This is a genomic window from Caulobacter sp. 17J80-11, assembly GCF_014349105.1.
Lineage (GTDB): Bacteria > Pseudomonadota > Alphaproteobacteria > Caulobacterales > Caulobacteraceae > 17J80-11.
Genome location: NZ_JACSJI010000012.1, coordinates 46578 through 72307, shown reverse-complemented (window position 1 = coordinate 72307; position 25730 = coordinate 46578). Strand labels below are relative to the sequence as shown.

At 70.8% G+C, this 25730-nt stretch carries 25 protein-coding genes and 1 pseudogene; 14 read left to right on the top strand and 12 right to left on the bottom strand.

The genetic code is table 11. From position 1 onward, the window contains the following. The first annotated feature begins 94 nt into the window (after positions 1 to 94). The 4 genes from H8B08_RS13250 to H8B08_RS13235 all read left to right on the top strand — a co-directional run bounded on the left by H8B08_RS13250 (position 95) and on the right by H8B08_RS13235 (position 5252). Positions 95 to 1372: an alpha/beta hydrolase gene (locus H8B08_RS13250; RefSeq protein ID WP_187450668.1), complete on the top strand. Its 1278-nt coding sequence runs from the start codon at positions 95 to 97 to the stop codon at positions 1370 to 1372. A 151-nt stretch (positions 1373 to 1523) separates the two neighbouring features. Next, positions 1524 to 2753 carry an acyl-CoA dehydrogenase family protein gene (locus tag H8B08_RS13245; RefSeq protein ID WP_187450667.1) on the top strand — a complete coding sequence of 410 codons (1230 nt, stop codon included), beginning with the start codon at positions 1524 to 1526 and terminating at the stop codon, positions 2751 to 2753. Positions 2754 to 2829: 76 nt separating this feature from the next. Continuing rightward, entirely contained in the window at positions 2830 to 3210 is a 381-nt protein-coding gene (locus tag H8B08_RS13240; protein WP_187450666.1) for a nuclear transport factor 2 family protein, read from the top strand. Positions 3211 to 3314: 104 nt separating this feature from the next. Continuing rightward, positions 3315 to 5252 (top strand): acyl-CoA synthetase, encoded by a 1938-nt coding sequence (locus H8B08_RS13235; protein ID WP_222934470.1) that lies wholly within the window; start codon positions 3315 to 3317, stop codon positions 5250 to 5252. A gap of 9 nt (positions 5253 to 5261) precedes the next feature. On the opposite strand, the gene H8B08_RS13230 is transcribed toward H8B08_RS13235, so the two are convergent. From H8B08_RS13230 to H8B08_RS13220, 3 genes are all read right to left on the bottom strand, one after another. After that, the gene (locus H8B08_RS13230) at positions 5262 to 6482 is read right to left on the bottom strand and encodes a DUF418 domain-containing protein (protein WP_187450665.1); all 1221 of its coding nucleotides are present in this window, start codon (positions 6480 to 6482) and stop codon (positions 5262 to 5264) included. An 88-nt stretch (positions 6483 to 6570) separates the two neighbouring features. Next, positions 6571 to 7035: a MaoC family dehydratase gene (locus H8B08_RS13225; protein ID WP_187450664.1), complete on the bottom strand. Its 465-nt coding sequence runs from the start codon at positions 7033 to 7035 to the stop codon at positions 6571 to 6573. Positions 7036 to 7158: 123 nt separating this feature from the next. Continuing rightward, on the bottom strand, positions 7159 to 7608 hold the full coding sequence (locus tag H8B08_RS13220) for a MaoC family dehydratase (RefSeq protein ID WP_187450663.1): 450 nt from the start codon (positions 7606 to 7608) through the stop codon (positions 7159 to 7161). Positions 7609 to 7649: 41 nt separating this feature from the next. On the opposite strand from H8B08_RS13220, the pseudogene H8B08_RS19280 reads away from it, so the two are divergent. Continuing rightward, positions 7650 to 7742 (top strand): annotated as a pseudogene (locus H8B08_RS19280) (hypothetical protein); the annotation flags it as partial. On the opposite strand, the gene H8B08_RS13215 reads toward H8B08_RS19280, so the two are convergent. Then, positions 7741 to 8943 (bottom strand): acetyl-CoA C-acyltransferase, encoded by a 1203-nt coding sequence (locus tag H8B08_RS13215; RefSeq protein ID WP_187450662.1) that lies wholly within the window; start codon positions 8941 to 8943, stop codon positions 7741 to 7743. The pseudogene H8B08_RS19280 and the gene H8B08_RS13215 overlap by 2 nt on opposite strands. A 198-nt stretch (positions 8944 to 9141) precedes the next feature. Beyond that, a complete protein-coding gene (locus H8B08_RS13210) occupies positions 9142 to 10053 on the bottom strand; it encodes an SDR family NAD(P)-dependent oxidoreductase (protein WP_187450661.1) in 912 nt (303 codons plus the stop codon). Positions 10054 to 10224: 171 nt separating this feature from the next. Here H8B08_RS13210 and H8B08_RS13205 point away from each other — a divergent pair, with 171 nt between their 5' ends. The 8 genes from H8B08_RS13205 (at position 10225) to H8B08_RS13170 (ending at position 19384) form a co-directional block, all read left to right on the top strand. Beyond that, a complete protein-coding gene (locus H8B08_RS13205) occupies positions 10225 to 11001 on the top strand; it encodes an SDR family oxidoreductase (RefSeq protein ID WP_187450660.1) in 777 nt (258 codons plus the stop codon). A 25-nt stretch (positions 11002 to 11026) separates the two neighbouring features. Then, on the top strand, positions 11027 to 12034 hold the full coding sequence (locus H8B08_RS13200) for an NADPH:quinone oxidoreductase family protein (protein ID WP_187450659.1): 1008 nt from the start codon (positions 11027 to 11029) through the stop codon (positions 12032 to 12034). Beyond that, entirely contained in the window at positions 12031 to 13212 is a 1182-nt protein-coding gene (locus H8B08_RS13195) for an acyl-CoA dehydrogenase family protein (RefSeq protein WP_187450658.1), read from the top strand. The genes H8B08_RS13200 and H8B08_RS13195 overlap by 4 nt, the downstream gene beginning before the upstream one ends. A 4-nt stretch (positions 13213 to 13216) precedes the next feature. Beyond that, on the top strand, positions 13217 to 14356 hold the full coding sequence (locus tag H8B08_RS13190) for an acyl-CoA dehydrogenase family protein (RefSeq protein ID WP_187450657.1): 1140 nt from the start codon (positions 13217 to 13219) through the stop codon (positions 14354 to 14356). Between the two features lie 206 nt (positions 14357 to 14562). Further along, positions 14563 to 16281, top strand: coding sequence for a class I adenylate-forming enzyme family protein (locus H8B08_RS13185; RefSeq protein WP_255500828.1), 1719 nt, complete (start codon positions 14563 to 14565; stop codon positions 16279 to 16281). Continuing rightward, a complete protein-coding gene (locus tag H8B08_RS13180; protein WP_255500827.1) occupies positions 16278 to 17453 on the top strand; it encodes a TetR/AcrR family transcriptional regulator in 1176 nt (391 codons plus the stop codon). Before H8B08_RS13185 ends, H8B08_RS13180 begins: the two co-directional genes overlap by 4 nt. 28 nt (positions 17454 to 17481) lie before the next feature. Further along, positions 17482 to 18498 carry an LLM class flavin-dependent oxidoreductase gene (locus H8B08_RS13175; RefSeq protein WP_370545473.1) on the top strand — a complete coding sequence of 339 codons (1017 nt, stop codon included), beginning with the start codon at positions 17482 to 17484 and terminating at the stop codon, positions 18496 to 18498. Between the two features lie 46 nt (positions 18499 to 18544). Beyond that, a complete protein-coding gene (locus tag H8B08_RS13170; RefSeq protein ID WP_187450655.1) occupies positions 18545 to 19384 on the top strand; it encodes an aldo/keto reductase in 840 nt (279 codons plus the stop codon). Here H8B08_RS13170 and H8B08_RS13165 read toward each other — a convergent pair. Then, complete coding sequence (locus H8B08_RS13165; RefSeq protein ID WP_187450654.1) at positions 19381 to 19668, bottom strand: UvrB/UvrC motif-containing protein; 288 nt, start codon at positions 19666 to 19668, stop codon at positions 19381 to 19383. The two genes, H8B08_RS13170 and H8B08_RS13165, sit on opposite strands and share 4 nt — an antisense overlap. Before the next feature lie 64 nt (positions 19669 to 19732). Between H8B08_RS13165 and H8B08_RS13160 the strand changes: the two genes are divergently transcribed. Next, a complete protein-coding gene (locus H8B08_RS13160) occupies positions 19733 to 20182 on the top strand; it encodes an SRPBCC domain-containing protein (RefSeq protein WP_187450653.1) in 450 nt (149 codons plus the stop codon). A gap of 34 nt (positions 20183 to 20216) precedes the next feature. On the opposite strand, the gene H8B08_RS19275 is transcribed toward H8B08_RS13160, so the two are convergent. The 6 genes from H8B08_RS19275 to H8B08_RS13135 form a co-directional block, all read right to left on the bottom strand. Then, positions 20217 to 20351, bottom strand: coding sequence for a hypothetical protein (locus tag H8B08_RS19275; RefSeq protein ID WP_255500826.1), 135 nt, complete (start codon positions 20349 to 20351; stop codon positions 20217 to 20219). An 89-nt stretch (positions 20352 to 20440) separates the two neighbouring features. Beyond that, positions 20441 to 22291, bottom strand: a complete 1851-nt coding sequence (locus H8B08_RS13155; RefSeq protein ID WP_187450652.1) for a hypothetical protein — start codon at positions 22289 to 22291, stop codon at positions 20441 to 20443. 4 nt (positions 22292 to 22295) lie between these two features. After that, the gene (locus tag H8B08_RS13150; protein ID WP_187450651.1) at positions 22296 to 23210 is read right to left on the bottom strand and encodes a beta-xylosidase; all 915 of its coding nucleotides are present in this window, start codon (positions 23208 to 23210) and stop codon (positions 22296 to 22298) included. Then, the gene (locus H8B08_RS13145) at positions 23207 to 23971 is read right to left on the bottom strand and encodes a TIGR04290 family methyltransferase (protein WP_187450650.1); all 765 of its coding nucleotides are present in this window, start codon (positions 23969 to 23971) and stop codon (positions 23207 to 23209) included. The genes H8B08_RS13150 and H8B08_RS13145 overlap by 4 nt, the downstream gene beginning before the upstream one ends. Next, on the bottom strand, positions 23968 to 24561 hold the full coding sequence (locus tag H8B08_RS13140) for a histidine phosphatase family protein (RefSeq protein WP_187450649.1): 594 nt from the start codon (positions 24559 to 24561) through the stop codon (positions 23968 to 23970). The genes H8B08_RS13145 and H8B08_RS13140 overlap by 4 nt, the downstream gene beginning before the upstream one ends. After that, complete coding sequence (locus H8B08_RS13135; protein WP_187450648.1) at positions 24558 to 25661, bottom strand: inositol-3-phosphate synthase; 1104 nt, start codon at positions 25659 to 25661, stop codon at positions 24558 to 24560. The genes H8B08_RS13140 and H8B08_RS13135 overlap by 4 nt, the downstream gene beginning before the upstream one ends. Positions 25662 to 25730 lie beyond the last annotated feature (69 nt).

Here is a 25730-nt window from a genome sequence, read left to right as displayed (position 1 = left end):
AGTTCGACCTGAACGCCGAAGGCCGCGCCACAACGAGCGCCGCGCTTGCTGGCCCGGCCGCAACCGCCCTCCCCGCACGCCGGTTGGAACGACGATGGTCCGCGTCGCCCGCCTCCTGTCGGCCCTGCTCGGCGCCCTGCTGCTGACCGCCTGCGCCTCGACGCCGGAGGCCTTTCTCCGCCCGGTCGGACCGGCCCCGCCGGGCGGCAGCACGGTGGACATGCTGATCGTCACCACCCGCAAGCCCTCGCCCGATCCGGGCGTGCTGTTCACCGGCGAGCGCGGCATCGGCTATCGCACCACCGAGATCGTCGTCTCCATTCCGCCCGAGGCCTCGCGCAAGATCGGCGACGTCGAGTGGCCGAAGACGAACACGCCCGACCCCGCCAAGGAGTTCGCCGTGCTCAGCGTCCGGCCGCTGGAACTGGGCCAGGCGACCGACTGGTTCACCCGCACGGCCGGGGCCGACGGCCGGCTGCTGGTCTTCGTGCACGGCTTCAACACCCGCTTCGAGAGTGCGGTCTTCCGCTTCGCCCAGATCGTCCACGACTCCGGCGCGCCCATGGCGCCGGTGCTGTTCACCTGGCCCTCGCGCGGCAGCGTGTTCGCCTATGTCTATGATCGGGAGAGCGCCAACTACTCGCGCAACGCCCTGGAGGCGGCGCTGACCCGCGCGGCCAAGGCGCCGGAGGTGAAGGACATCACCATCCTGGCCCACTCCATGGGCACCTACCTGACCATGGAGGCGTTGCGCCAGACCGCGGTCCGCCAGGGGCGCGTGCCGGCGAAAATCACCAACGTGGTGCTGGCCGCCCCGGACATCGACATCGACGTCTTCCGCGAGCAGTACGAGTCCCTGGGGCCGGAGAAGCCGCACTTCACCATCTTCGTCTCGACCGACGACCGGGCGCTTTCGCTGTCGCGCTTCATCGCCGGCGACGTCGGCAGGCTGGGCGCCGTCGACCCGGCGAAGGAGCCCTGGCGTTCGCGGCTGGAGGCGCACCCCGGCGTGACGGTGATCGACCTGTCGAAGCTGAAGACCGGCGACCCGTTCAACCACGAAAAGTTCGTGGCCAGCCCGCAGATCGTACAGGTGCTGGGCGGCCGCCTGGCCCAGGGCCAGAAGCTCAGCGACTACAACCCCAGCCTCGGCGAGCAGGTCGGCGTGCTGGCGGTCGGCGCCGGGCGCACGGTCGGCACGGCGGCCGGCGTGGTGGTCGCCGCCCCTCTCGCCATCGTCGATCCCAACACCCGCGACCGGCTGAGCGAGCAGGCCGCGCCGCTGGCGGCCGAACCGTCGAAGAACACCACCGAGGCCGAGCCGCAAGCCTCGCCGCAACCCGAAACTCCGCCGACAAAGCCGCCGAATTGAAAGCACGGTACGCGGACTAGACCCGGGCACAACCCCTTAACAATCAGATGCTTTCGGGCGGATCGCCACCCACTTTGAAAATTCGTTCTGGCGGCCGCGCGAGTCCGTGCTACGCCTGACGGGTCGCCATGATCAGGCCCGGAGTCCCCGCATGAACTTCACCCCGTCCGAGCGTCAGAGCTATTGGCGCGACCGCGTGCGCGCCTTCATGGCCGCCCACGTCTATCCGAACCTGGCGACCTACGAGGCGCAGCACGCGGCCGGCGACCGCTGGTCCGTGCCGCCGATCATGGAGGAGCTGAAGGCCAAGGCGAAGGCCGAGGGGCTGTGGAACCTGTTCCTGCCGCCGAACGAGCGGCACGACGAGGACGGCTTCCACGGCGCGGGCCTGACCAACCTCGAATACGCCATGTGCGCCGAGGAGATGGGCCGGGTGCTGTGGGCCTCGGAGGTGTTCAACTGCTCCGCGCCGGACACCGGCAACATGGAGGTGCTGCACCGCTACGGCACGCCCGAGCAGAAGCGCCGCTGGCTGACCCCGCTGCTGGAAGGCCGGATCCGTTCGGCCTTCCTGATGACCGAGCCGCAGGTCGCCTCCTCCGACGCCACCAACATCGAGACCTCGATCGTGCGCGACGGCGACGACTATGTCGTCAACGGCCGCAAGTGGTGGTCCTCGGGCGTCGGCGATCCGCGCTGCGCCGTGGCCATCGTCATGGGCAAGACCGACCCGACCGCGCATCGCCACCAGCAGCAGTCGCAGATCCTGGTGCCGCTGGACGCGCCGGGCGTGAAGATCGTGCGCATGCTCCCCGTCTTCGGCTACGACGACGCGCCGCACGGCCACGCCGAGGTGATCCTCGAAAACGTGCGCGTGCTGGCCGAGAACCTGATCCTGGGCGAAGGGCGCGGCTTCGAGATCGCCCAGGGCCGCCTGGGCCCCGGCCGCATCCACCACTGCATGCGCACCATCGGCGCGGCTGAAGTGGCGCTGGAAAAGATGGTCAAACGTCTGCTCGCCCGCAAAGCCTTCGGCAAGGCGGTGGCCGAGCAGTCTGTGTGGGAGCAGCGCGTCGCCGAGGCGCGCATCGACATCGAGATGACCCGCCTGCTGTGCCTGAAAGCCGCCGACATGATGGACAAGGCCGGCAACAAGGTCGCCCAGCTCGAGATCGCCATGATCAAGGTGGCGGCCCCGCGCATCGCCCTGAAGGTGATCGACGACGCCATCCAGGCCCACGGCGGCGGCGGCGTGTCGGAGGACTTCGGCCTGGCCCGGCTCTACGCCATGATCCGCACGCTCCGCATCGCGGACGGCCCCGACGAGGTGCACTGCCGGGCGATCGCGCGGCTGGAGTACGCACGGCACGCCTCCGCCTAAGATCCCTGGCGGCCGAAAGCCTCGCCCGGAACCGCGCCCTGAACGCCGCGGTTTCCGGCCGCCGTAGGAGCCCCTCATGCGTGACGACGACGTACGCGCCGCCTTGCAGCGGCACTGGGCGGCTTCCGACATCGACGACTTCGCGTCGGAACACCAGATCTACAGGGAAGACGCGATCCTCGATTACCCACAATCGGGCGAACGCATCCGCGGCCGCGAAAGCATTCAGGCCTCCCGCACGGCGCAGCCGAGCCGGAAGCGCTTCAGGGTGCGACGCCTGCTTGGCGGCCGCGATCTTTGGATCAGCGAGGTGGTCGTCACCTACGACGAGCGGCCGGTCCACATGGTCAGCATCATGGAGTTCGAGGCCGGCCAGGTGGTCCACGAGACCCAGTACTTCGCCGACCCGTTCGAACCGGGGCTGTCCCGCGCCCAATGGGCCGAACGCATGGATTAGCCTGCGCGCGGCCCTCCGCAGGATCACGCAGGTGACAGCCACCGCCTTCCCGGGCTTAATTCCCCCACGGCCGCCGTCAGACGCGCGCCACAGGAAGCGCCTTCGTGTTGTGGACGCCCAAGGAACGGGCCGTTTCCGGCCTGAATGACGTGACGGCCATCGAGGCCGCGGGCATGCCGCGCGACCTGCCGGCCAGCACCTACGAGATGATCGGGCGCACCGCCCGCCAGCGGCCGCACGCCAAGGCGCTGTCCTTCTTCCTGAGCGTCGACGGCCACGCCCGACCGGAGAGCTGGAGCTATCGCCGCTTCTTCCGGCGCATCACCCAGACCGCCAACCTGTTCCACAGCCTGGGCGTCGGCAAGAACGACGTGGTCGCCTACGTCCTGCCCAACCTGCCCGAGACCCACTTCACCATCTGGGGCGCGGAAGCCGCCGGCATCGCCTTCGCCATCAACCCGATGCTGGGGGCCGAGACCATCGCCGAGCTGCTGAACGCGGCCGAGGCCAAGGTGCTGGTGACGCTGGCGCCCTTCCCGCACACAGACCTCTACGAAAAGCTGCAGGGCGTGGTCGCCCAGGTCCCCAGCCTGCGCCACGTCGTGCTGGTCAACCTGGCCGACCGCGTGCGCGGGATTAAGAATCTGCCCGCCCGCTGGCTGCAGAGGCGCGAGGCTAAGCGACATAAGCCGATGACCGGCGTAGGCGTGCACGACTTCGGCAAGGCGGTCGACGCCCAGCCGAACGATCGGCTGGTCAGCGGCCGCAGCATCTCGCCCGGCGACTTCTCCTCCTACTTCGGCACCGGCGGCACCACCGGCACGCCGAAGATCGCCATGCGCCGCCACGCCAACGAGGTGGCCAACGCCTGGATGGCCGGGCGCTGGCTGGGCCAGGGGCTGGGGCCGAAGACCACCATCTTCTCCGGCCTGCCGCTGTTCCATGTGAACGCCGTGACGGTCAGCGGCCTGGCCCCGTTCGCGCGCGGCGCGCACGTGCTGGTCGGCACGCCCCAGGGCTATCGGGCCGAGGGCCTGATCCAGCACTTCTGGGACATCGTCGACCGCCACCGGGTGACCCTGTTCAACGGCGTGCCGACCCTGTTCGCCGCCTTGCTTCAGGTCCCGATCGGAAGCCGCGACGTCTCCAGCCTGGAGTTCGCCCTGTGCGGGGCCGCGCCCATGCCGGTGGAGGTGTTCAAGACCTTCCAGGAGCGCACCGGGCTGAAGATCCTAGAGGGCTACGGCATGACCGAGTCCACCTGCGTCAGCTCGGTCAACCCGCCGCTGGGCGACCGGCGGGTCGGCTCGATCGGCCTGCACCTGCCGTTCCAGCAGATGAAGATCGTCATCGTCGACGACGCCGGCAAATACGTGCGCGACGCCGCCGTCGACGAGATCGGCGTGGTCGCCCTGGCCGGCCCCAACATGTTCGCCGGCTACCGCACCGAGGCGCACAACCAGAACATTTGGCTCGAGCTGGGCGACGGCCAGCGCTGGTTCAACTCCGGCGACCTCGGCCGCCAGGACGCCGACGGCTACTTCTGGCTGACCGGCCGCAAGAAGGAGCTGATCATCCGCGGCGGCCACAACATCGACCCGGCCTCGATCGAGGACCCGCTGCACCGCCATCCGTCGGTGGAACTGGCGGCCGCGGTCGGCCGGCCCGACCCGCATTCCGGCGAGGTGCCGATCGCCTACGTCCAGCTGCGCCCCGGCCTGCACGCGACGGAAGCCGAGCTGCTGGCCTTCGCCCACGCCGAGATCGGCGAGCGCGCCGCCCAGCCCAGGGCGGTGCGCATCATCCCGGAAATGCCGCTGACCGCGGTCGGCAAGCTGTTCAAGCCGAAGCTCAGGTGGATGGAGGTCGAGAGCGCCCTGACCGACGCCCTGGCCACGGCCGGGGTGAAGGCTGTGGTCGTCGCCGCCGAGGACAAGCAGCGCGGCACGCTGGCCACCGTGACCCTGGCCGATCCGGCCCAGGCGGCGACGGCGCGCGAGGTGCTGGGGCGGTTCGCCGTGGCGTCGGAGATCACGGGCTAGGTCTGAGCCTCAGGCGGCGGCCGGTTCGCGCGCCTCGTCGCGCGGGCGGCGGATCGGCAGGCGGCGCGCGTGGCTCAGGCTGCGCCACACCCACTCCAGCGGCCCGTAGCGGAAGCTGCGCATCCACAGCTGCGACCAGGCGATCTGCAGCACCCAGATCGCGCCGACCACCGCCCATAGCTCGGCCCGGGTCAGCTGGCCGAACAGGCCCAAGCCGCGGCCGCTCCAGAACAGGGTGGTCATGATCACCGACTGGGCGATGTAGTTGGTGAAGGCCATCTTGCCGACATTGGCCAGGGCCGAGGTCACGCCGCGCAGGGCGCCCGCCTTCAGCAGCAGGGCGACCAGGGCCAGGTAGCCCAGGGTGACCACCGGCGCGAGGGTGGCGTTGGCGATGGCGACATAGGCGCGCCAGGTCGGCGAGGCCATGCCGGCCTCCACGTCGCCCCAGGCGGTCCAGCCAATCACGCCCAGCGCCGCGGCGCCGAGCAGCAGCAGGACGACGTAGAGCCCCGCCCCACGGCGCGCCTGGAACACGCCGGTTCTGAGCAGACCCATGCCGATCATCATCAGGCCCAGCGCGTTCCAGACGTAGAAGATCAGCGAGGGGACCTGCAGGACCAGCCAGCTCTTGAAGTTAGCCTGCAGGGCGCTGGCCAAGCCGCCGCGATAGGCGGCGATCTCCGCCGGCGCCCCGGCCGCCGCCCTGGCCGCGTAGGCCGCGATCTCGACCCGCGCCTGCGGGATGAACAGGGACGACACCGGGCTGGCGATCTCGAGCAGGATCACGCCCAAAAGCAGCAGACTGCCGACCGTGAACAGCCGCTTGGGCGCCCACGAACGGGCCAGGGCCGCCAGCGATCCAGCCACCGCGTACAGCAGCAGGATGTCGCCGAACCAGATCGCCGCCCCGTGCAGCACGCCGAACACCGCCAGCCACCCCAGCCGCCGCCACAGCACCGGGCTCTTCTCCGGATCGCGCCGCTCACCCCCGACCAGCAGGACCGACGCCCCGAACAGCAGGGAGAACAGGGTGACGAACTTGGCCTCGAAGAAGACGTGCATGATCGCCCAGGCGACCTGCGAGGCGTGCGCCTGAGCCACGAGCGCCGGATCGGCATGGGCGGCGTACGGCAGGGCGAAGGCGGTGGCGTTCACCGCCAGGATCCCGAGCACGCCCAGCCCGCGCAGTGTGTCCAGGCTGGCGATCCGCCCAGCGTCGTTGGTCATGGCCGTCCCCCGTAGCGACGGGAGGCGATCACGAGCGGGCGGCGGACGCAATGGCTTTAAGGATCGTCGGCGCTGCGGCGCCCTCGGGTCACGGATAGTAGACGCCGATCCACTCGGCGGTCATGGCCGGGCGGGTGCGCCCTTCGATCTCGACCGCGCACTCGCGCGTCAGCAGCATCGCGCCGGCCTTGCGCTCGGCCGAGCGCAGCTTCTCTCGCAGGCGCACGCGCGCGCCGGCCGGCACCGGGGTGAGAAAGCGCACCTTGTCGAAACCGTAGTTGATGCCGCGGCTGAACCCCTCGATCTGCAGGATCTGGGAAGTCATGACCGACAGCATCGACAGGGTCAGGAAGCCGTGGGCGATAGTGCCGCCCATCTCGGCCTTCGCCCGGTCCACGTCGCAGTGGATCCACTGGCGGTCCTCGGTCACCTCCGCGAAGGCGTCGATACGCGGCTGGTCGATGGTGAACCAGTCCGACACCCCGAGCTCGCAGCCGACCAGGCCCGGCAGGTCTTCGAACCGGACTTTCGCGTCAACGGTTTGCGCCAGCATCACCGGGCCTCGCCATTTCCCCCGAAAGGCGAAGCAAACCACAATTTCGACAAAAACGCCGAACGTGTTCAGCAAAATATCGCAAGCGTGGCGCTCTCGCCTCAGGGGGAGGCGGATCGGCGCTTACGGGTACAGGACCCCGATCCACTCGGCGATCAAGGCGGGCTTCGTTTGCCCCTCGATCTCCACCGTGCATTCGCGGGTCAGGGCCAGGCCGCCGGCCTTCGGTTCGGCCGCCAGCAACTTCTCGCGCAGGCGGATGCGCGCGCCGGCCGGCACGGGGCTCAGGAAGCGCACCTTGTCGAAGCCGTAGTTGACGCCGCGGCTGACGCCCTCGACCTGCAGGATCTGGTAGGTCATGGCCGACAGCATCGACAGGGTCAGGAAGCCGTGGGCGATGGTCCCGCCGATCTCGGCGTTGGCCCGCTCGACGTCGACGTGGATCCACTGCCGGTCTTCGGTCACCTCGGCGAAGGCGTCGATGCGCGGCTGGTCGATCACGAACCAGTCGGAGACGCCCAGCTCCTGGCCGACCAGGGCCGGCACGTCCTCAAGGCGGACGGTTGAATTCATAGCTTCAGCCAGCATTTCAGCGCCCCCTCGGCCGCCACGAAATCCTCGCCCTTCGACAAGCTCAGGGTGAGGATTTCTCATCGGCTCACAGTAGTCCTCATCCTGAGCTCGTCGAAGGACGAGGGCGGCTCCTCAATAGATTTCGAACAGGCCGGCCGCGCCCATGCCGCCGCCGACGCACATGGTGACCACGCCGTACTTGGCGCCGCGGCGCTTGCCCTCGATCAGCACGTGGCCGGTCATGCGCGCGCCGCTCATGCCGTAGGGGTGGCCGATCGAGATGGCGCCGCCCGACACGTTCAGCCGGTCGTTGGGGATGCCCAGCTTGTCGCGGCAGTAGAGCACCTGCACGGCGAAGGCCTCGTTCAGCTCCCAGATGCCGATGTCGTCCATGGTCAGGCCGTGCTGCTTGAGCAGCTTCGGCACGGCGAACACCGGGCCGATGCCCATCTCGTCCGGCTCGCAGCCGGCCACGGCCATGCCGCGGAAGGCGCCCAGCGGGTTCAGGCCGCGGCGCTCGGCTTCCTTGGCTTCCATCAGCACCGAGGCCGAGGCGCCGTCCGACAGCTGGGAGGCGTTGCCGGCGGTGATGAACTTGCCTTCCTGGATCTCCAGGCCGGCCTTGAACACCGGCTGCAGCTTCTGCAGGTCCTCCAGCGTGGTCGACGGGCGGTTGCCCTCGTCCTTCGACAGGGTGATTTCCTGCGCGCTCGCCTGACCGGTGGCCTTGTCGACCACCTGCATGGTGGTGGTCATCGGCACGATCTCGGCGTCGAGCCGGCCTTCGGCCTGGGCCTGAGCGGTGCGCTGCTGGGACTGCAGGGCGTATTCGTCCTGGGCCTCGCGGCTGATGCCGTAGCGGGCCGCGACCACCTCGGCGGTCTCCAGCATGACCATGTAGATGGCCGGGACCATGGCCACCAGCGCCGGGTCCTTGCCGCGGTACAGGTTCATGTTCTGGTTCTGCACCAGGGAGATGGACTCCAGCCCGCCGCCGACGGTGACGGTCATGCCGTCGCCGGTGATCTGCTTGGCGGCCGTGGCGATGCCCATCAGGCCCGAGGCGCACTGCCGGTCCAGGCTCATGCCCGCCACGCTCACCGGCAGGCCGGCCCGCAGCGCCGCCTGGCGGCCGATGTTGGTGCCGGTCGAGCCCTGCTGCAGGGCAGCCCCGATCACCACGTCGTCGACCTCGGCCGGGTCGATCCCGGCGCGCTGGACCGCGTGCTTGATGGCGTGGCCGCCCAGGGCCTGGGCCTGGGTGTCGTTGAAGGCGCCGCGATAGGCCTTGCCGATCGGCGTGCGGGCGGTGGAGACGATGACGGCTTCGCGCATTCGGAAGGTCCTTCAGTTCTTCCCTTCTCCCCTTGCGGGAGAAGGTGGCGCGCGGAGCGCGTCGGATGAGGGGTGTCGGCACGACGGGGGCCGGTCGTGGGATGCCCGGCGCGAGGATCTGAGATCGCGGCGCCGACACCCCTCATCCGGCCGGCTCCGCCGGCCACCTTCTCCCGCAAGGGGAGAAGGAAATCAGCACTAAGCAGCCTTGGTCTGGTTGGCCTTGGTCAGCTCGACCATGCCTTGGGCGGCGCCGCTTTCGGGCACCAGGTCGCCGGTGCGGTCGGACACCGCCTCGAAGCGGGCGGCGACCTGTTCGGCCGCGTCCTCGACGTCGCCGACGAAGATCCCCTGGGTCAGGCCGATGTGGGCGCGCTCGAAAGAGCCGGCCCCGGCGCACAGGATGGCTCGGGTCGGCGCGTTCTCGCTGACCAGGTGGATGACGCCAGGCGTCACCGTCTCCGGCTTCAGCAGGGCCAGCACCTCCGGCGGCATCAGGTCCTCGGTCATGCGGGTGGCGGCGGTCGGGGCCAGGCAGTTCACCCGGATGTCGTTCTTGGCGCCTTCCAGCGACAGGGTCTGCATCAGGCCGACCAGGGCCATCTTGGCCGCGCCGTAGTTGGACTGGCCGAAGTTGCCGTACAGGCCCGAAGAGGAGGTGGTCATGACGATGCGGCCGTAGTTCTGGGCCCGCATGATCTCCCACACCGCCTTGGTGCAGTGGACCGCGCCCATCAGGTGCACGTCCATGACGAAGCGGAAGTCCTCGACGCTCATCTTGGCGAAGGTCTTGTCGCGCAGGACGCCGGCGTTGTTGACCAGGATGTCGACCCGGCCCCAGGCGTCCATCGCCTGCTGCACCATGGCCTCGACCGCGGCCATGTCGGTGACCGAGGCGCCGTTGGCGATCGCCTCGCCGCCAGCCGCGCGGATCTCCTCGACGACCGCTTCCGCGGCCGCCGAGCTGGCGCCGGCGCCGTCACGGGCGCTTCCGAGGTCGTTCACCACCACCTTCGCGCCGCGGGCGGCGAGCGCCAGGGCGTGCTGGCGGCCCAGGCCGTTCCCAGCCCCGGTCACGATGGCCACGCGGCCGTCGAATCGGATCGTCATCTCGTATCCACCAAAGTTACGGTACGGGCACTATCGAGCCGATTTCCATTGCATGGCAAGGGTCGCTTCGCCGCGCCCGGTCATTTTTGAAAAACCGGCTTGCCACTCAGTCGCGCCCGGATAAGGTTCGCGTCAACCCCCTCCAAAAGGGCGGTATGGAGAAGACGCCCCATGTCCCTGTTCGACCTGAACGGCAAAGTCGCGGTCATCACCGGCTCCTCGCGCGGCATCGGCAAGGCCATCGCCGAGCGCATGGCCGAACACGGGGCCAAGGTGGTGATCTCCTCGCGCAAGGCGGCCGCCTGCGACGAGGTCGCCCGCGAGATCGACGCGAAGTACGGCGAGGGCACGGCGCTCGCCTGCCCGGCCAACATCTCCTCCAAGGAGGACCTGCAGCGGCTGGTCGAGACCACCGTCCAGACCTTCGGCATGATCGACGTGCTGGTCTGCAACGCGGCGTCCAACCCGCACTACGGCTCGATCCTCGACATCGAGGACGACGCCTTCCGCAAGATCTTCGAGAACAACGTGCTGGCCAACAACTGGCTGGTGCAGCTGGTCGCGCCGCAGATGCGCGAACGCAAGGACGGAGCGATCATTATCGTCTCGTCGATCGGCGGTCTGCGCGGCGACGCCTTCATCGGCGCCTACAACGTCTCCAAGGCGGCCGACTTCCAGCTGGCCCGCAACCTGGCCGTCGAGCTGGGCCGCGACAACATCCGGGTCAACTGCATCGCGCCGGGCCTGGTGCGCACCGACTTCGCCCGCGCCCTGTGGGAGAACCCCGACACCCTGAAGAAGGTGACCCGCGGCGCCCCGCTGGGCCGCATCGGCGAGCCGGACGAGATCGCCGGCGCGGCGGTGTTCCTGGCCTCGAAGGCCGGCGCCTTCATGACCGGCCAGAAGATCGTGGTCGACGGCGGCGTGACCATCGGCGCGCAGTTCTGATCCCGCACAAACCCAGGAGAGCGGCATGAAAGCCCTGCTCAGCACCGCCCCCGGCGGGCCCGAGACCCTGGTCCTGACCGACCTGCCCGATCCGACGCCCGGCAAGGGCGAGGTGGTCGTGGCCGTACGCGCCTGCGGGATCAACTACCCCGACACCCTGATCATCGAGGACAAGTACCAGTTCCGGCCCGAACGCCCGTTCGCGCCGGGCGGCGAGATCGCGGGCGCGGTCGAGGCTCTGGGCGAAGGCGTCACGAGCCTGTCCGTCGGCCAGCGGGTGATCGCCGTGCCGGGCTGGGGCGGGCTGGCCGAGAAGATGGTGGTGCGGGCCGAAGCCTGCGTCCCCTTCCCCGACAGCGTGCCGTTCGACGAGGCGGCGGCCTTCCTGTTGACCTACGCCACCTCGCACCACGCCCTGAAGGACCGGGCCAAGCTTGCGGCCGGCGAAACCCTGCTGGTGCTGGGCGCGGCCGGCGGCGTGGGCCTGGCGGCGATCGAGCTGGGCAAGGCCATGGGCGCGCGCGTGATCGCCGCCGTGTCCTCCGAGGAGAAGGCCGAATTCTGCAAGGCGCACGGCGCCGACGCGGCGGTGGTCTATCCGCGCGGCCCGTTCGACGACGCGGGCAGGAAGGCTCTGGGCGCCCTGTTCAAGGAAGCGGTCGGGCCGAACGGCGCGGACGTGATCTACGACCCCGTGGGCGGCGACTATTCGGAAGCGGCGCTCCGGGCCATCGCCTGGGAGGGCCGTCACCTGGTGGTCGGCTTCCCGGCCGGCATCCCCAAGCTGCCGCTGAACCTCACCTTGCTTAAGGCCTGCCAGGTGGTGGGCGTGTTCTGGGGCGCCTTCGCCGCGCGCGAGCCCAAGCGCCACGCCGCCAACGTGCGCGAGCTGTTCGCGCTCTACGCCGCCGGCAAGATCAAGCCGGAGATCTCCGAGCGCTTCCCGCTGGCCCGCGCCGGCGAGGCCATCGCGCGGCTGGCCCGGCGCGAGGCGCTGGGCAAGCTGGTGGTGACCCTGGGAGAGGCGCAATGACCGACCTGACCGCCTTCCGCGCGCAGACGCGGGCCTGGCTGGAGGCGAACTGCCCGGCCGAGATGCGCGAGCCGACCTCGGGCTTCGAGGACGCCTGCTGGGGCGGGCGCAAGTGGACCTTCCAGTCCGAGGCCCAGCGCGTCTGGCTGGAGCGCATGGCCGACAAGGGCTGGACCGTGCCGGAATGGCCGCGCGAGTACGGCGGCGGCGGCTTGTCGCGCGAGGAGGCCAAGGTGCTGCGCCAGGAGATGGGCCGCATCAACGCCCGCCTCCCCCTGTCCAGCTTCGGCATCTGGATGCTGGGCCCGGCCCTGCTGAAGTACGGCACCGAAGAACAGAAGCAGGAGCACCTGCCGAAGATCGCGCGCGGCGAGATCCGCTGGTGCCAGGGTTATTCCGAGCCGAACGCCGGCTCCGACCTGGCCTCGCTGCAGACCCGCGCCGACGACGCCGGCGACCACTGGGTGGTCAACGGCCAGAAGATCTGGACCTCCTACGCCGACAAGGCCGACTGGATCTTCTGCCTGGTGCGCACCGACTTCTCCGCGCCCAAGCACCTCGGCATCAGCTTCGTGCTGTTCGACATGACGACGCCGGGCGTGACGACCAAGCCGATCACCCTGATCTCGGGCAAGTCGCCCTTCTGCGAGACCTTCTTCACCGACGTGAAGGTGCCCAAGGCCAACCTGGTCGGCGAGCTGAACCGCGGCTGGGACGTGGCCAAATACCTGCTGGGCCATGAGCGCGAGATGATCGGGGCCATGGGCGAGGTCGCAGGCCACCGTCCGCTGGGCCTGGTCGCGGCCGAGAGCGTCGGGATCGAGAACGGCCAACTGGCCGATCCGCTGCTGCGCGCCAAGATCGCCCAGCTGGAGGTCGACGCCATCGCCTTCCGCCTGACCCTGGAGCGGGCCGGCGACATGGCCAAGGCGCGCCAGGGCAACCCGGCCTTCGCCTCGGCACTGAAGTACTACGGCTCGGAGCTGAACAAGCGCCGCCACGAGCTGCTCATGTCGGCCGGCGGCTCGGACGCCCTTGAGTGGGAGGGCGAGCGCTCGAAGGACGGCGCCGCCGCGCGCGACTGGCTGCGCACCAAGGCCAACTCCATCGAGGGCGGGACCAGCGAGGTCCAGCTCAACATCATCGCCAAGCGCATCCTCGACCTGCCGGGGGCCTGATCCCATGCCGCTGCTGCTGAACGACGAACAGACCATGCTGCGCGACACCGCGCGCGGCTTCCTCGCCGAGAACGGCCCGGTGGCGCAGCTGCGCGCGCTGCGCGACCGCCGCGACGCCGACGGCTTCTCGCGCGAGCTGTGGAAGGGCTTCGCCGAGATGGGCTTCACCGGGATCCTCACGCCCGAGGCCCACGGCGGCCTGGGCCTCGGCCACGTCGAGGCCGGGGTGGTGATGGAGGAGATCGGCCGCAACCTGACGCCCTCCCCGTTCCTGTCGACGGCCCTGCTGGCGGTGACCGCCCTGGTCCGCGGCGGCTCCGAAGCGCACAAGGCCGAGCACCTGCCGGCCATCGTGGCCGGCGAGCGCCTGTTCGCCCTGGCCGTCGACGAGCACGCCAAGCACGGGCCGGCCAAGACCGAGCTGCGGGCCGAGCGCTCGGGCAACGGCTTCCGGCTGAACGGGACCAAGACCTTCGTGGTCGACGGCCACGTCGCCGACCGGCTGATCGTGGCGGCCCGGACGGCCGGCGCGCCCGGCGAGATCGACGGCCTGACCCTGTTCCTGGTCGATCCGAAGGCTGCCGGCGTCGCGACCGAGCGCACCCAGATGGTCGACAGCCACAACGCCGCGCGCCTGGCCTTCGCTGATGTCGAGGTCGACGCGGACGCCGTGCTGGGCGAGGTCGACGGCGGGTGGGGGCTGCTGGAAAGCGTGCTCAACGTCGGCCGCGCGGCCGTCGCCGCCGAGATGACCGGCGCCGGGGAAGAGGCGTTCGGGCGGACGCTGTCCTACCTCAAGGAGCGCAAGCAGTTCAGCAAGGCCGTGGGCGAATTCCAGGCCCTGCAGCACCGCTGCGCCCACCTCTACACCGAGCTGGAGATCACCCGCTCGGCCGTGCTGAAGGCGCTGCAGACGCTGGACGAACAGTTCGACGCCGCCGCCCCGATCGTGGCCGTGGCCAAGGCCCGGGCCGGGACCACCGCGACGCTCGCGGCGCAGGAGGCGGTGCAGATGCACGGCGGCGTCGGCATGACCGACGAGTTCGACATCGGCTTCTTCATGAAGCGCGTCCGCGTCGCCCAGGAGCTGTTCGGCGACGACGCCTTTCACGCCGACCGCCTGGCGAAGCTGGGCGGCTACTAGGAGCCTTCTCCCCCTGAGGGAGAAGGAGGGCCCCGCGCACCGGAGGCCCTTGGGGCCGAAGGTCCGCGCGGGAGGATGAGGGGTTTCGCAACCAGCGCCGTGCGACCCCTCACCCTCCCGCGCAGACCTCCGCCCGCTGGCAGCGGGCTCCGGTGCGCGGGGCCCTCCCTCTCCCTCAAGGGGAGAGGGGAAGAATGGAGCCGCTGATGTCCGCCTTCCCCGCCATGTCCCTCGCCCAGGCGCACGCGCTGATGTGCCGGCCCGGATCGCCGTTCGAGGTGGGCGAGGCGGAGATCCGCGGGGTCGTCACCAAGGTCTGGAAGAACGCGCCGCCGACCCTGCGCGAAGTCTTCCTGATGGGCCGGGCCCACGGGACGCGCGACTTCCTGATCCACGAGGACGAACGCACCGACTTCGAGGGCTTCGCCCGCGCGGCCCTGGCCGTCGCCCACGCCCTGATCGCCGACGGCGTGAAGCCGGGCGACCGGGTGGCGATCGCCATGCGCAACCTGCCGGAGTGGCCGGCCGCCTATTTCGGCGCGGTGCTGGCCGGCGCGGTGGCCACGCCGCTGAACGCCTGGTGGACAGGCCAGGAGCTGGTCTTCGCCCTGCAGGATAGCGGCGCGAAGCTGCTGATCGCCGACGCCCAGCGGCTGGAGCGGCTGGCCGGCCGGCTGGACTCCTGCCCGACGCTCGAGCGGGTGTGGGTGGCGCGTGCGGACGAGGATCCGGGCCTGCCGCGCCTGCGCCGGTTCGAGGACGTGACCGGTCCCGTGAACAGCTGGGGCGCCCTCCCCGATTTAGCCCTGCCGGCCGTCGAACTGACGCCGGAAACGGACTCGAGCCTGTTCTACACCTCGGGCACCACCGGCCGGCCGAAGGGCGCGGTCGGCACCCACCGGGCCGCCGTCACCACCCTGATGAACACCGCCTTCTCGGCCGCGCGGGTGCACGTGCGCCGAGGCGAGGCCGTGCCGGAGCCGAAGCCGGAAGACCCGCAGAAGGGCTTGCTGGCCTCCATCCCGTTCTTCCACACCACCGGCTGCCAGGCCCTGATGACCGCCGCGTTCGTGCAGGGGGCCAAGCTGGCCGTCCAGCGCCGCTGGGAGCCGGCCGAGGCCATGGCCCTGATCGCGCGCGAGAAGCTCACCCACGCCGGAGGCGTGCCGACCATCGCCTGGCAGCTGGTCGAGCATCCGGCCCTGGCCGAGCACGACCTGTCGTCGCTGGTCAACGTCGCCTACGGCGGCGCGCCGGCCGCGCCGGAACTGGTGCGGCGCATCCGCGAGACCTTCCCGGCCGCGATCGCCGGCTCCGGCTGGGGCATGACCGAGACCACCGCCACCTTCACCCACCACCAGGGCGAGGACTACGAGCACCGCCCCGGCAGCTGCGGCCCGGCCTTCCCGGTCGGAGAGATGCGCATCGTGGGCCCCGACGGCTTCGACCTGCCCGTTGGCGAGATCGGCGAGCTGTGGGTCAAGGGCCCAAACGTCGTCAGCGGCTACTGGAACAACCCGGACGCCACCGCCGCGACCTTCGTCGACGGCTGGCTGAAGACCGGCGACCTGGCGCGGCTCGATGAAGAAGGCTTCTGCTACATCGCCGACCGGGCCAAGGACATGCTGATCCGCGGCGGCGAGAACATCTACTGCGTCGAGGTCGAGAACGTCCTCTTCGAACACCCGGCGGTGGTCGACGCCGCCCTGGTCGGCCTGCCCCACCAGGTGCTGGGCGAGGAGCCGGCGGCGGTGGTGACGCTGCGCCCGGGCTCGGAGGTCGACGAGGCGGCCATGCGCGCCTTCGTGGGCGAGCGGCTGGCGGCCTTCAAGGTGCCGGTGCGGGTGCTGTTCTGGGACGAGCCGCTGCCGCGCAACGCCAACGGCAAGATCCTCAAGCCTGAACTCCAGAAGCTGTTCCTTTGACCACGCGTTACGCCCGCCGCAAGGACGAGGTGGTCGCCGCCGCGACCGCCGTGCTGAACCGCAAGGGCGTGAAAGGCATGACCCTGGCGGAAGTGGCCGACAGCGTCGGCCTGATCACCAGCGGCGTGACCTACTACTTCCGCAAGAAGGAAGACCTGGCGGTCGCCTGCTTCCTGAACGCGATCGAGCGGTTCGACGTCCTGATCGCCGAGGCGGCCAGGGGAGCCGATCCACAGGCGCGCGTGCGTCGGTTCCTGGAGCTGTGGCTGGCGCTGCAGATGGACGTCCGCGCCGGCCGCGCCGCGCCGATCGCCAACTTCAGCGACATGCGCGCGCTCAGCCCCGAGCACGAAGCCGCGACGCTGGGGCCGTTCAACGCCATGGTCCACCGGCTGGGCGATCTGATGCGCACGCCGGACCGCGACTGGAGCAAGCGCGAGCTGAACGCGCGGGCCAACATCCTGCTGGAGCAGGCCCTGTGGTCGGAGATCTGGCTCAACGCCTACGATCCCGAGGACCTGCCCCGGGTGGTCGAGCGCATGTTCGACGTGCTGGCCTTCGGCCTGGCCCCGGCCGGCGCGACGGTGGAAGCGACGCCCGCCCCGCCCCCGGCCGAGACCGAGGACGAGACCTTCCTGATCGCCGCCACCCGGCTGATCAACGCCCAGGGCTATCGCGGCGCATCGGTCGAGCGGATCTCGGCCAGCCTGAACCTGACCAAGGGCGCCTTCTACCACCACAACGAGGCCAAGGACGACCTGGTGGTCGACTGCTTCGCGCGCACCTACGAGGTGATGCGCCAGGAGCAGCACGCCGCCTCCGGCCCGAACGGCTGGGCCCGGCTGTGCGCGGCGGTGTCGGGCCTGATCGCCTTCCAGCTGTCCGAGCGCGGGCCCTTGTTACGCACCTCGGCCCTGACCGTGGTGCCCGAAGCCATCCGCGAGCAGATCGTCGCCCGCTCCGACCGCATCGGCCGGCGCTTCGCAGCCATGATCAGCGACGGCATAGCCGACGGCTCGATCCGCCCGGTCGATCCGGTCATCGCCGCCCAGATGCTGAACGCCTCCGTCAACGCGGTGGGCGAACTGCCGAGGCTGGCGCCGAACGTGACCGCCGAGGCGGCCCAGAGCCTCTACGGCATTCCGGTCCTCACCGGACTTCTGCGCGCCTGACCCTTCGGTGAAGCTGGAGGGCGCCTATATGCCCGCCATGTCCCAGAGCGTCCCCCTCTCCGTCCTCGACCTGGCCCCGATCGCCGAAGGCTCGACCGCCTCGCAGGCCCTGGCCAACAGCCTCGACCTCGCCCGCCACGCCGAGCGGCTGGGCTATCGCCGGTTCTGGCTGGCCGAGCACCACAACATGACCGGCATCGCCAGCGCCGCGACGGCGGTGGTGATCGGCCACGTGGCGGCCGGCACCTCGAGCATCCGCGTCGGCGCGGGCGGGATCATGCTGCCCAACCACGCGCCGCTGGTCATCGCCGAGCAGTTCGGGACCCTGGCCGCCCTCCACCCCGGCCGCATCGACCTGGGGCTCGGCCGCGCGCCCGGCACCGACATGGCCACCGCCCGGGCGCTCCGCCGCACCCTGACCGGCGGGGCCGACAGCTTCCCCGAGGACGTGGTCGAGCTGCTCTCCTACTTCGAGCCGGCCCGCCCCGACCAGCGGGTCGTGGCGGTGCCCGGCGCGGGCCAGGACGTCGAGGTGTGGATTCTCGGCTCCAGCACCTTCGGCGCGCAGTTGGCCGCCATGCTGGGCCTGCCCTACGCCTTCGCCTCGCACTTCGCGCCGCAGCAGATGATGCAGGCCTTGGAGCTCTATCGCCGCACCTTCCGCCCCTCGGCGCGGCTGGACCGGCCCCACGCCATGGTCGGCCTGAACGTGTTCGCGGCCGACACGGACGAAGAGGCGCAGACCCTGTTCAGCTCGCTGCAGCAGGCCTTCGTGAACCTGCGCTCCGGGCGACCGGGGCCTCTGCCCGCGCCGGACCCGGGCTTCGGGGCCCGCATGGGCGCCGAAGACAAGGCCATGCTGGCGAGCGCGCTGTCATGCTCGGTGGTGGGGTCGCCCGAGACCGTGCGGACCGGGATTGCGGCCTTCGCCGAGCGCACCGGCGCCGACGAGATCATCGTCACGGCGCAGATCTTCGACCACGCCGCCCGGCTGCGCTCGTTCGAGATCGTCGCCGGGGCCAGAGACGCCCTGGCCCGGGCCTGAGGCGTACAGGCGGGGAACTCTGCGCCGGGCAAAAGTGTCTGAATGGATGCAGCATCGTCCGTTCGGCCCCACCCGCGTTTCCGTGCCGGTCGTGGGCCAAGGCACTTGGTATATCGACGCCGGCGATCGCGGTGTGGCGGTCAGGACGCTGCGCCGTGGGCTCGATATGGGCATGACCCACGTCGACACGGCCGAGATGTACGGCGACGCCGAACTGGTGATCAGCGAGGCGATCGCCGACCGGCGCGACGAGGTGTTCCTGGTCGACAAGGTGCTGCCGCAAAACGCCTCGCACGAGGGGGCGCGGGCCGCCTGCGAACGGTCGCTGCGCCGGCTGGGGACCGACCGGCTGGACTGCTACCTGCTGCACTGGCGCGGCCCGTACCCGCTAGCGGAGACCTTCGCCGCCTTCGAGGCGCTGAAGCGGGCCGGGGCGATCCGCGCCTGGGGCGTCAGCAACTTCGACGTGGACGATCTGGAGGAGGCCCTGGCCATCGCCGGGCCGGGCGAGATCGCCTGCAATCAGGTGCTCTATCACCTTCAGGAGCGCGCCATCGAACACGCGGTGCTGCCCTGGTGCGAGGAGAACGGCGTAGCGGTGGTGGCCTACAGCCCCTTCGGCCACGGCGGCTTTCCAGGCGCCAACACGCCGGGCGGACGGCTGCTGCAGGAGATCGCCGCGGCGCACGGCGCGACCCCGCGCCAGGTCGCCCTGGCCTTCCTGACCCGACATCGGTCGGTGTTCGCCATCCCGAAGGCGTCCAACCCGGCCCACGTCGAGGAGAACGCCGGGGCCGGCGACCTCGTGCTCGACGACGACGAGGTCGCCCGCATCGACGCGGCCTTCCCGCGCGGCCCGCGCCCGCGCAGCCTGCCGATGATCTAGCCCTTGCGCCGGCGTCCCTTGCGGACCCTGGTCATCAGGTCGGGCTTGGGCGGCGGGGTCCAGCCGTCGGGCTGCACGTAGGTCTCCTGGCTGGTGCCCAGGCCCATCTTGCCGGGGGCCTGCCGCCTCAGGCGCGAGCCTTCCGGCGCCTCGCCCCGGTCGTCGCGGCGCAGCCAGGCGATCTCGTCTCGCAACCGAGCGGCCGCCTCGAAGTCCTCGTCTTCCACGGCGCGGGCCATGCGGGCTTCGAGCTTGGCGATCTCTTCGTCGTAGGCGTCGGACATGGGGTGGAGGTAGACCGGCGGGCGCCTCGGCGCCAGTCTCCCGTCCGCACCAGGGAGCGTTCCGATGCCCGCAGCCCCGATCGAGGTCCGCGTCAGCCGCCGGTTCGAGGCCCCGGCCGACCGGGTGTTCGACGCCTGGCTCGATCCCGCCACGGTCGGAGGCTGGCTGTTCGCCACCGAGACGGGCCGGATGGTGCGGGTGGAGATCGATCCGCGGGTCGGCGGGCGCTACCTGATCGTCGACCGCCGCGGCGAGGAGGACGTCGCCCACACCGGCGAGTACCTGGAGATCGACCGGGCGGGCCCGCTGGTCTTCACCTTCGGGGTCGAGAAGTACTCGGAGAACTTCGACCGGGTGATCGTCGAGATCGCGCCGCGCGAGGCGGGGTGCGAACTGACCCTGGTGCAGGAGATGGCGCCCGAATTCGCCGAATACGCCGAGCGCACGCGCGCTGGCTGGGCGAAGATCCTGGAAGGCCTGGCCCGGGCGCTGGGCGAGCCCTCGAACGGGTGACGACGCGGCCTCAAGCCGCGCCGTCCAAGCCGGTTCAGCGGTCCCGGCGTTCCTGATCCGGACGCTGGCGCTGCTGCTCCTGGCCGGGGCGGCCGCCGGCCTGACGTTCGTCCTGGCGCTGCTGGCCGGGAGCCTGACGCGGTTGGTTGCGATCCTGCTGGTTGGGCATGTCACTCACTCCGAAGCGTCCCGAAAGCTCGGGGACCGGACCTAAAGACGTAGGGAAGACCTCCGTTCCGGCCTGCATACGATTCCGGATCAGGGTGCGATACGGCGCTCCAGCGTGGCCGCATAGCGGCCGGCGAGTGCGGCGGGACGGCCGTCGTCGGCGTCGGCCGCGAGGGTCCACAGGCCCAGTTGGAAGGCCAGGTAGCAGGGCGTGAGCATCGCGTAGAGCGCCCGCCCCTCCCCCGTGTCGTAGCCGCAGAGCGCGAGCAGCCGGCCGACGTCGTCCTCCGACAGGTCGAACTCGACCGCCGCGCCGGCCAGGTCCCAAGCCAGGTCCTGGGCGCCGACCAGATCGTGACCGCCGGCGTGGTCGAGGGCGTCGGTCTTGAGCAAGCGGCCTTCGGGGGCGAGCAGCCACTCCCAGCGGTGCAGGCGGCCGTCGATCAGGATGGGCCGGGCGGCATGCTGCAGTTCGGCCAGCTCGGCGTCGGTCCAGGCCAGCCGCGCGACCGCACGGGAGCCGAGCGCCTCCTCGGCGTTCACGCGGGCCATGCGCGCGAGTTCGATCAGCGAAGCGCCGGGCGCGTCGGCGGGAAACGCGTTCGCGCGGAAGCTCAGATAGGCGGCCAGGCTTTCGACCGGCACGGTCTCGCCCTCGCGGAGGGGCCGCGCGTCGTCGCGCCAGCGCTCGGCCAGGAAGCCGTGGCGCAGATCCACCGGCTCCACGCCGCAGCCGGCGTGATGGAGCGCGCGCGCGCGGTCGAGCTTGGCCCGGTCCTCGCGGCCGAGGCCGGCGAACTTGAGCAAGTACGCGCCCCGGTCGGTGCGTAGCAGGTACTTGCGTCGCTCCAGGCCGGCGTGGGCCGGCGGCCAAGAGGCCTCGTCGGCAAACCAGCGCGCGCGCCAGGCGCCCGCCGACAGGTCCTCCAGGGGCGCGAGCGGCTCGCCCGTTCGGTCGGCGAACCATTCCGCCAGCGGCGGCACGGCGCCGTGCGCGCGGCCCGTCAGGTCGTCGAAGTCGGCCGTCAGCCGCCGCGCTTCGGTCCAGCGGCGGAGGTGGGCAGGATCGGCTTCGGGGCCCGGATCGCCCGCGTGGCTGGGCAGGAAGACGATGCGCGAGGCCGGCACGCCCTCGGCCTCCAGCCAGTCGGCCGCCGCGCCGAACGAACTGCCCGACAGGCCGGGGCCCTCGTCGGCGATCGCCCAGGCGGCCGCGGGGGCGGCCACGCTGGCGCGCAGGCGGGCCGACGCGCGGATCTCGCGGCGGAAGGGATGGCCGACCGGGCGCAGGGAGAACGGCGCCTTCCCGCCCGCGCCGACCGCGGCCATGGCGGCGAGCCCGGCGCCGATGCTGCGCAGGCCGACGACCCGGGTGGCTGACGGCAGGGTGCGGGCGGCTTCGAGGTAGGCTTCCGGATAGAGGGCGTAGAAGGCGTGGCCTTCGGCCTGCTTGGTGCGGATGACGGTGCCGGGCAGGAGGCGGGCGAGCGCTCCAAGATCTCCCCCCACTGGGGGGAGGAGCCGCGAAGCGGCGATGGGGGGCTCCAGCTTGGCGCGACGGCCGCCGGTCGCGCCGAAGGTGTTTGCCAGGCTGAGATCGGGCGCTCCGCTGGAGCCCCCCATCGCCGCCCTCGCGGGCGGCTCCTCCCCCCAGTGGGGGGAGATCTTGGAGTTCCACGACCGCGCCACCTCGCGGGCCGCCTCCATCACCACCGCCATGGCCGCTCCCTGCAACGGCGTGAGGTCGTCCTCGCCGGCCGCCTCGAACTCCAGGTCGGCCAGACCCTGGGCCAGTTCGGAGGCTTCCACGAACGCCCCGACCAACGCGCTGTGGCGGATCAGGCCGGGCGGCAGGCGGGCGGCCGCGGCCCAGGCGGCTTCGATCCCGTCGAGCTTGGCGCGCGGGTCCTCGATCCGGGCCCGGTCGCCGTAGACCAGCACGCGCTCACTCCGCGGCGGTCAGGGCGCCTTCGGAGGAGCCGTAGCGGCGGACCATGGCGGCGCAGAACTCGGCGAACTCTTCCGGCGCGCGCGGGGCGCTGGTGTGGTGCGGGGCGATGCCGCGCTCCTCCGGCGTGAAGCAGAAGGTGACCGTCACGGCGAAGTCGGACAGCGCGTCCATCTGCCGGTCGAACCAGCTGAGCGCGTTCGGGCGCAGGCTGTCGGCCCAGGACAGGCCGGTGCGCAGGTGCTTCACGCCCAGCCGCTTCAGCCAGGCCACGGCCTCGTCCAGCCGGTGATCCTCGAAGTGGAACCACTGGCACAAGCCCATCTCGGCGGCGTACGGCGCGTAGGCCTCCAGCGCGCCCTTCGGCGAGCCGTCCTCGCGCAGCAGGCCCATGTGGAAGTGACGGTAGTAGGAGGAGCCTTCCGCCTCCTTGTGGCGCGTGGTCGCCTCCCACGCCTTGGGCAGGTCGTAGAGGCTGTACCAGTGGATCCGGGGCGCGCGGCCCACCAGCAGCTCGGCGGTGCGCTTCACGCCCCAGACCTGCACTTCCTCCGCACCGAAGGAGGACACGCCGGCCTCGGTCACCCAGACCGGCTTGTCGGTGACGGCGCGGATCTCGTCCAGCTTCTGCGGCCAGTCGTGGATCGACCACAGGTTCCAGTCGAGCGGAAAGCCGTGCACGCCGACCGCGTCGACCTCATCGAGCACCCCGTAGCCGTCGAGCAGTTGCAGATAGCCGGGATCGATCGGCGACAGGCCGCCCAGCACGCGGGTCACGCGCGGATTTTCGGCCCGGATCGCCTGGCCGGCCAGGCGCGCCATCGCGGCGAAGCGCGACCAGTCCGGGTCGATCTCCGGGTCCCAATGCGACTTGTTGTTCGGCTCGTTCCAGATCTTGGCGGCCTCGATCACGCACGCGCCTCCCCCCGGGCGGGATAAACGGCGCCGTCGGGCGTCGGACGCTCCGCGCGGCGGCAGACGAACACTTCGGCTTCGGGATGCTCCAGAACCTCGAAGCCCGAACTGCGCAACATGGCCTCGGTGCAGGCCGCGTTCGGGGCCCACCAGTTGGTCCAGTCGCCGGCGTAGGCCTGCTCGATGAAGTGCAGCTTGGGCCAGGCCGGCGTGTCGAACTGCGCCTTCTCCCAGAAATCGTAGTCGGGCCGCACCGGCGCCGTCGCGGTCGCGCCGCGCTGCATCGACTGCAGGATCATCAGGTCGCCGGCGACGTGGTCGTGGATCAGGTCCAGCGCCAGCAAGGGATGGCGCAGGTGGTAGAGCACGCCCAGGAACAGGACGAGGTCGAACCGCTCCTCCAGCTTCGCGACGTCGTAGACCGACAGGTTCCTGAACTCGATCTCCTGGCCGGTCACCTCGGCGGCGAAGCGCGCCTGGGCCAGGTAGCGCTCGTCGGTGTCGAGGCCGACCACCCGTTCTGCCCCGCGACGCTTCATCTCGATCGCGTAGAAGCCGCCGTTGCAGCCGATGTCGAGCACGGTCTTGCCGGTCAGGTCGGCCGGCACGGCATGCGCGAAGGTCTTCCACTTCACGTTCGGATAGTCGTGCAGGAAGTGGTCGGGCGCGGTCGGCACGCCTTCCAGCTCGATGTTGTGGAACCACTCGCCCAGGTCAGCCAGGCGCGCGCGCACCTCCTCGGGGGTGTACCGTCTCATGCGCAGACCCCGTTCAGGTCGTGAACCTTCATGCCCCAGTCGCCGACCACGAGCGTGCTGACCGAGGCCGGGGCGATATCGAAGCGCTGCAGGCCGTCCAGCGACAGCTGCAGCGCCGTGGCCACCGCCGCCTTGATGACGTCGCCGTGGCTGACCACCGCGACGGTCTGGTTGGGATGGCGGTCGCGCAGACGCCCCAGCGCACGGGCGACGCGGGCCTGCACCTCGGTCATGGCCTCGCCGCCCGGGGCGCGGGCCCCTGCCCTGGCCTGGTTCCACAGGTCCCACTCGGGGCCGGCCAGCTCGTCGAAGGCGCGCCCGGCCCAGTCGCCGACGTCCACTTCGTTGAGGTCGGGATCCAGTTGCGGCGTCAGGCCGTGCGGCGCCGCCAGGGCTTCGGCGGTCTCGCGGGTGCGCTCCAGCGGGCTGGAATAGACCGCGGCCAGGTCGCGATCGGCGAGCCGGCGGCCCAGGGCCTGCGCCTCGCGCCTTCCCTGGTCGCTCAGGGTCACCCCGGCCATGCGCCCGCACAGCACCCGGCCCAGCCGGTCGTGGGAGGCGTGCCGCACGAGCAGCACGGTCGCCGTCACGAGGCCAGCCGCGGCGCCGCCTGGTCGACGCCGGCGATGAAGCTGAGCGTGCGCTCGTGCGCCTCCACGTCGGTGAACTGCTGCGGCGGCGACTTCATGTACCAGCTGGACGGCCCGATCAGCGGGCCGGCGACCTTGCGGTCCAGGGCCAGCTTGGCGCAGCGCACCGCGTCGATCACCACGCCGGCGGAGTTGGGGCTGTCCCAGACCTCCAGCTTGAGCTCCAGGTTGATCGGCGCGCCGCCGAAGGTGGTGCCCTCCAGCCGGACGTGCGCCCACTTGCGGTCCTGCAGCCAGGGCACGAAGTCGCTGGGCCCGACGTGGATGTCCCCGGCGGCCAGCGGCGTGTCCATCTGGCTGGTGACGGCCTGGGTCTTGGACAGCTTCTTCGATTCCAGCCGCTCGCGCTCCAGCATGTTCAGGAAGTCGGAGTTGCCGCCGAAGTTCAGCTGGTAGGTGCGGTCCAGCCGCACGCCGCGCTCGCGCAGCAGGTTGACCAGCAGGCGGTGGACGATGGTGGCGCCCACCTGGCTTTTTACGTCGTCGCCCACCACCGGCAGGCCGCGCTGGGTGAAGCGCCGCGCCCAGGCGGGATCGGAGGCGATGAACACCGGGATGCAGTTGACGAAGGCGCAGCCGGCCTCCAGCGCCTGCTCGGCGTAGAATTCGGTGGCCTTCTGCGAGCCGACCGGCAGGTAGGAGACCAGCACGTCGACGCCGTTGCGGCGCAGGGTCTCGGCCACGTCGACGGGTGGCGCGTCGGCCTCCTCGATCTCGCCGGACAGGTAGCGGCCCAGGCCGTCCAGGGTCGGCCCGCGTTCGACCCGCGCGCCCAGCGGCGCAGGCGTGGCGAACTTCAGAGTGTTGTTCGGTTCGGCGAAGACCGCCTCTGCCACGTCGCGCCCGACCTTGGCGGCGCTGACGTCGAAGCCGACCGCGACCTCGACGTCCTCGATGCGATAGCCGCCCAGCTCGACGTTCATAAGGCCCGGCGGCGGCGCGTCGGCATCGGCGCCCGCGTAGTACGACAGTCCCTGCACGAAGGACGAGGCGCAGTTACCCACGCCGACGATCCCGACCCGGAGTTTGCGACCGCCCACTGCACGCTCCTCAAGCGGCGCCGTCACGAAAGCGACCGCGCCGAGGATTGTAGATGGACGCAAAAGTAG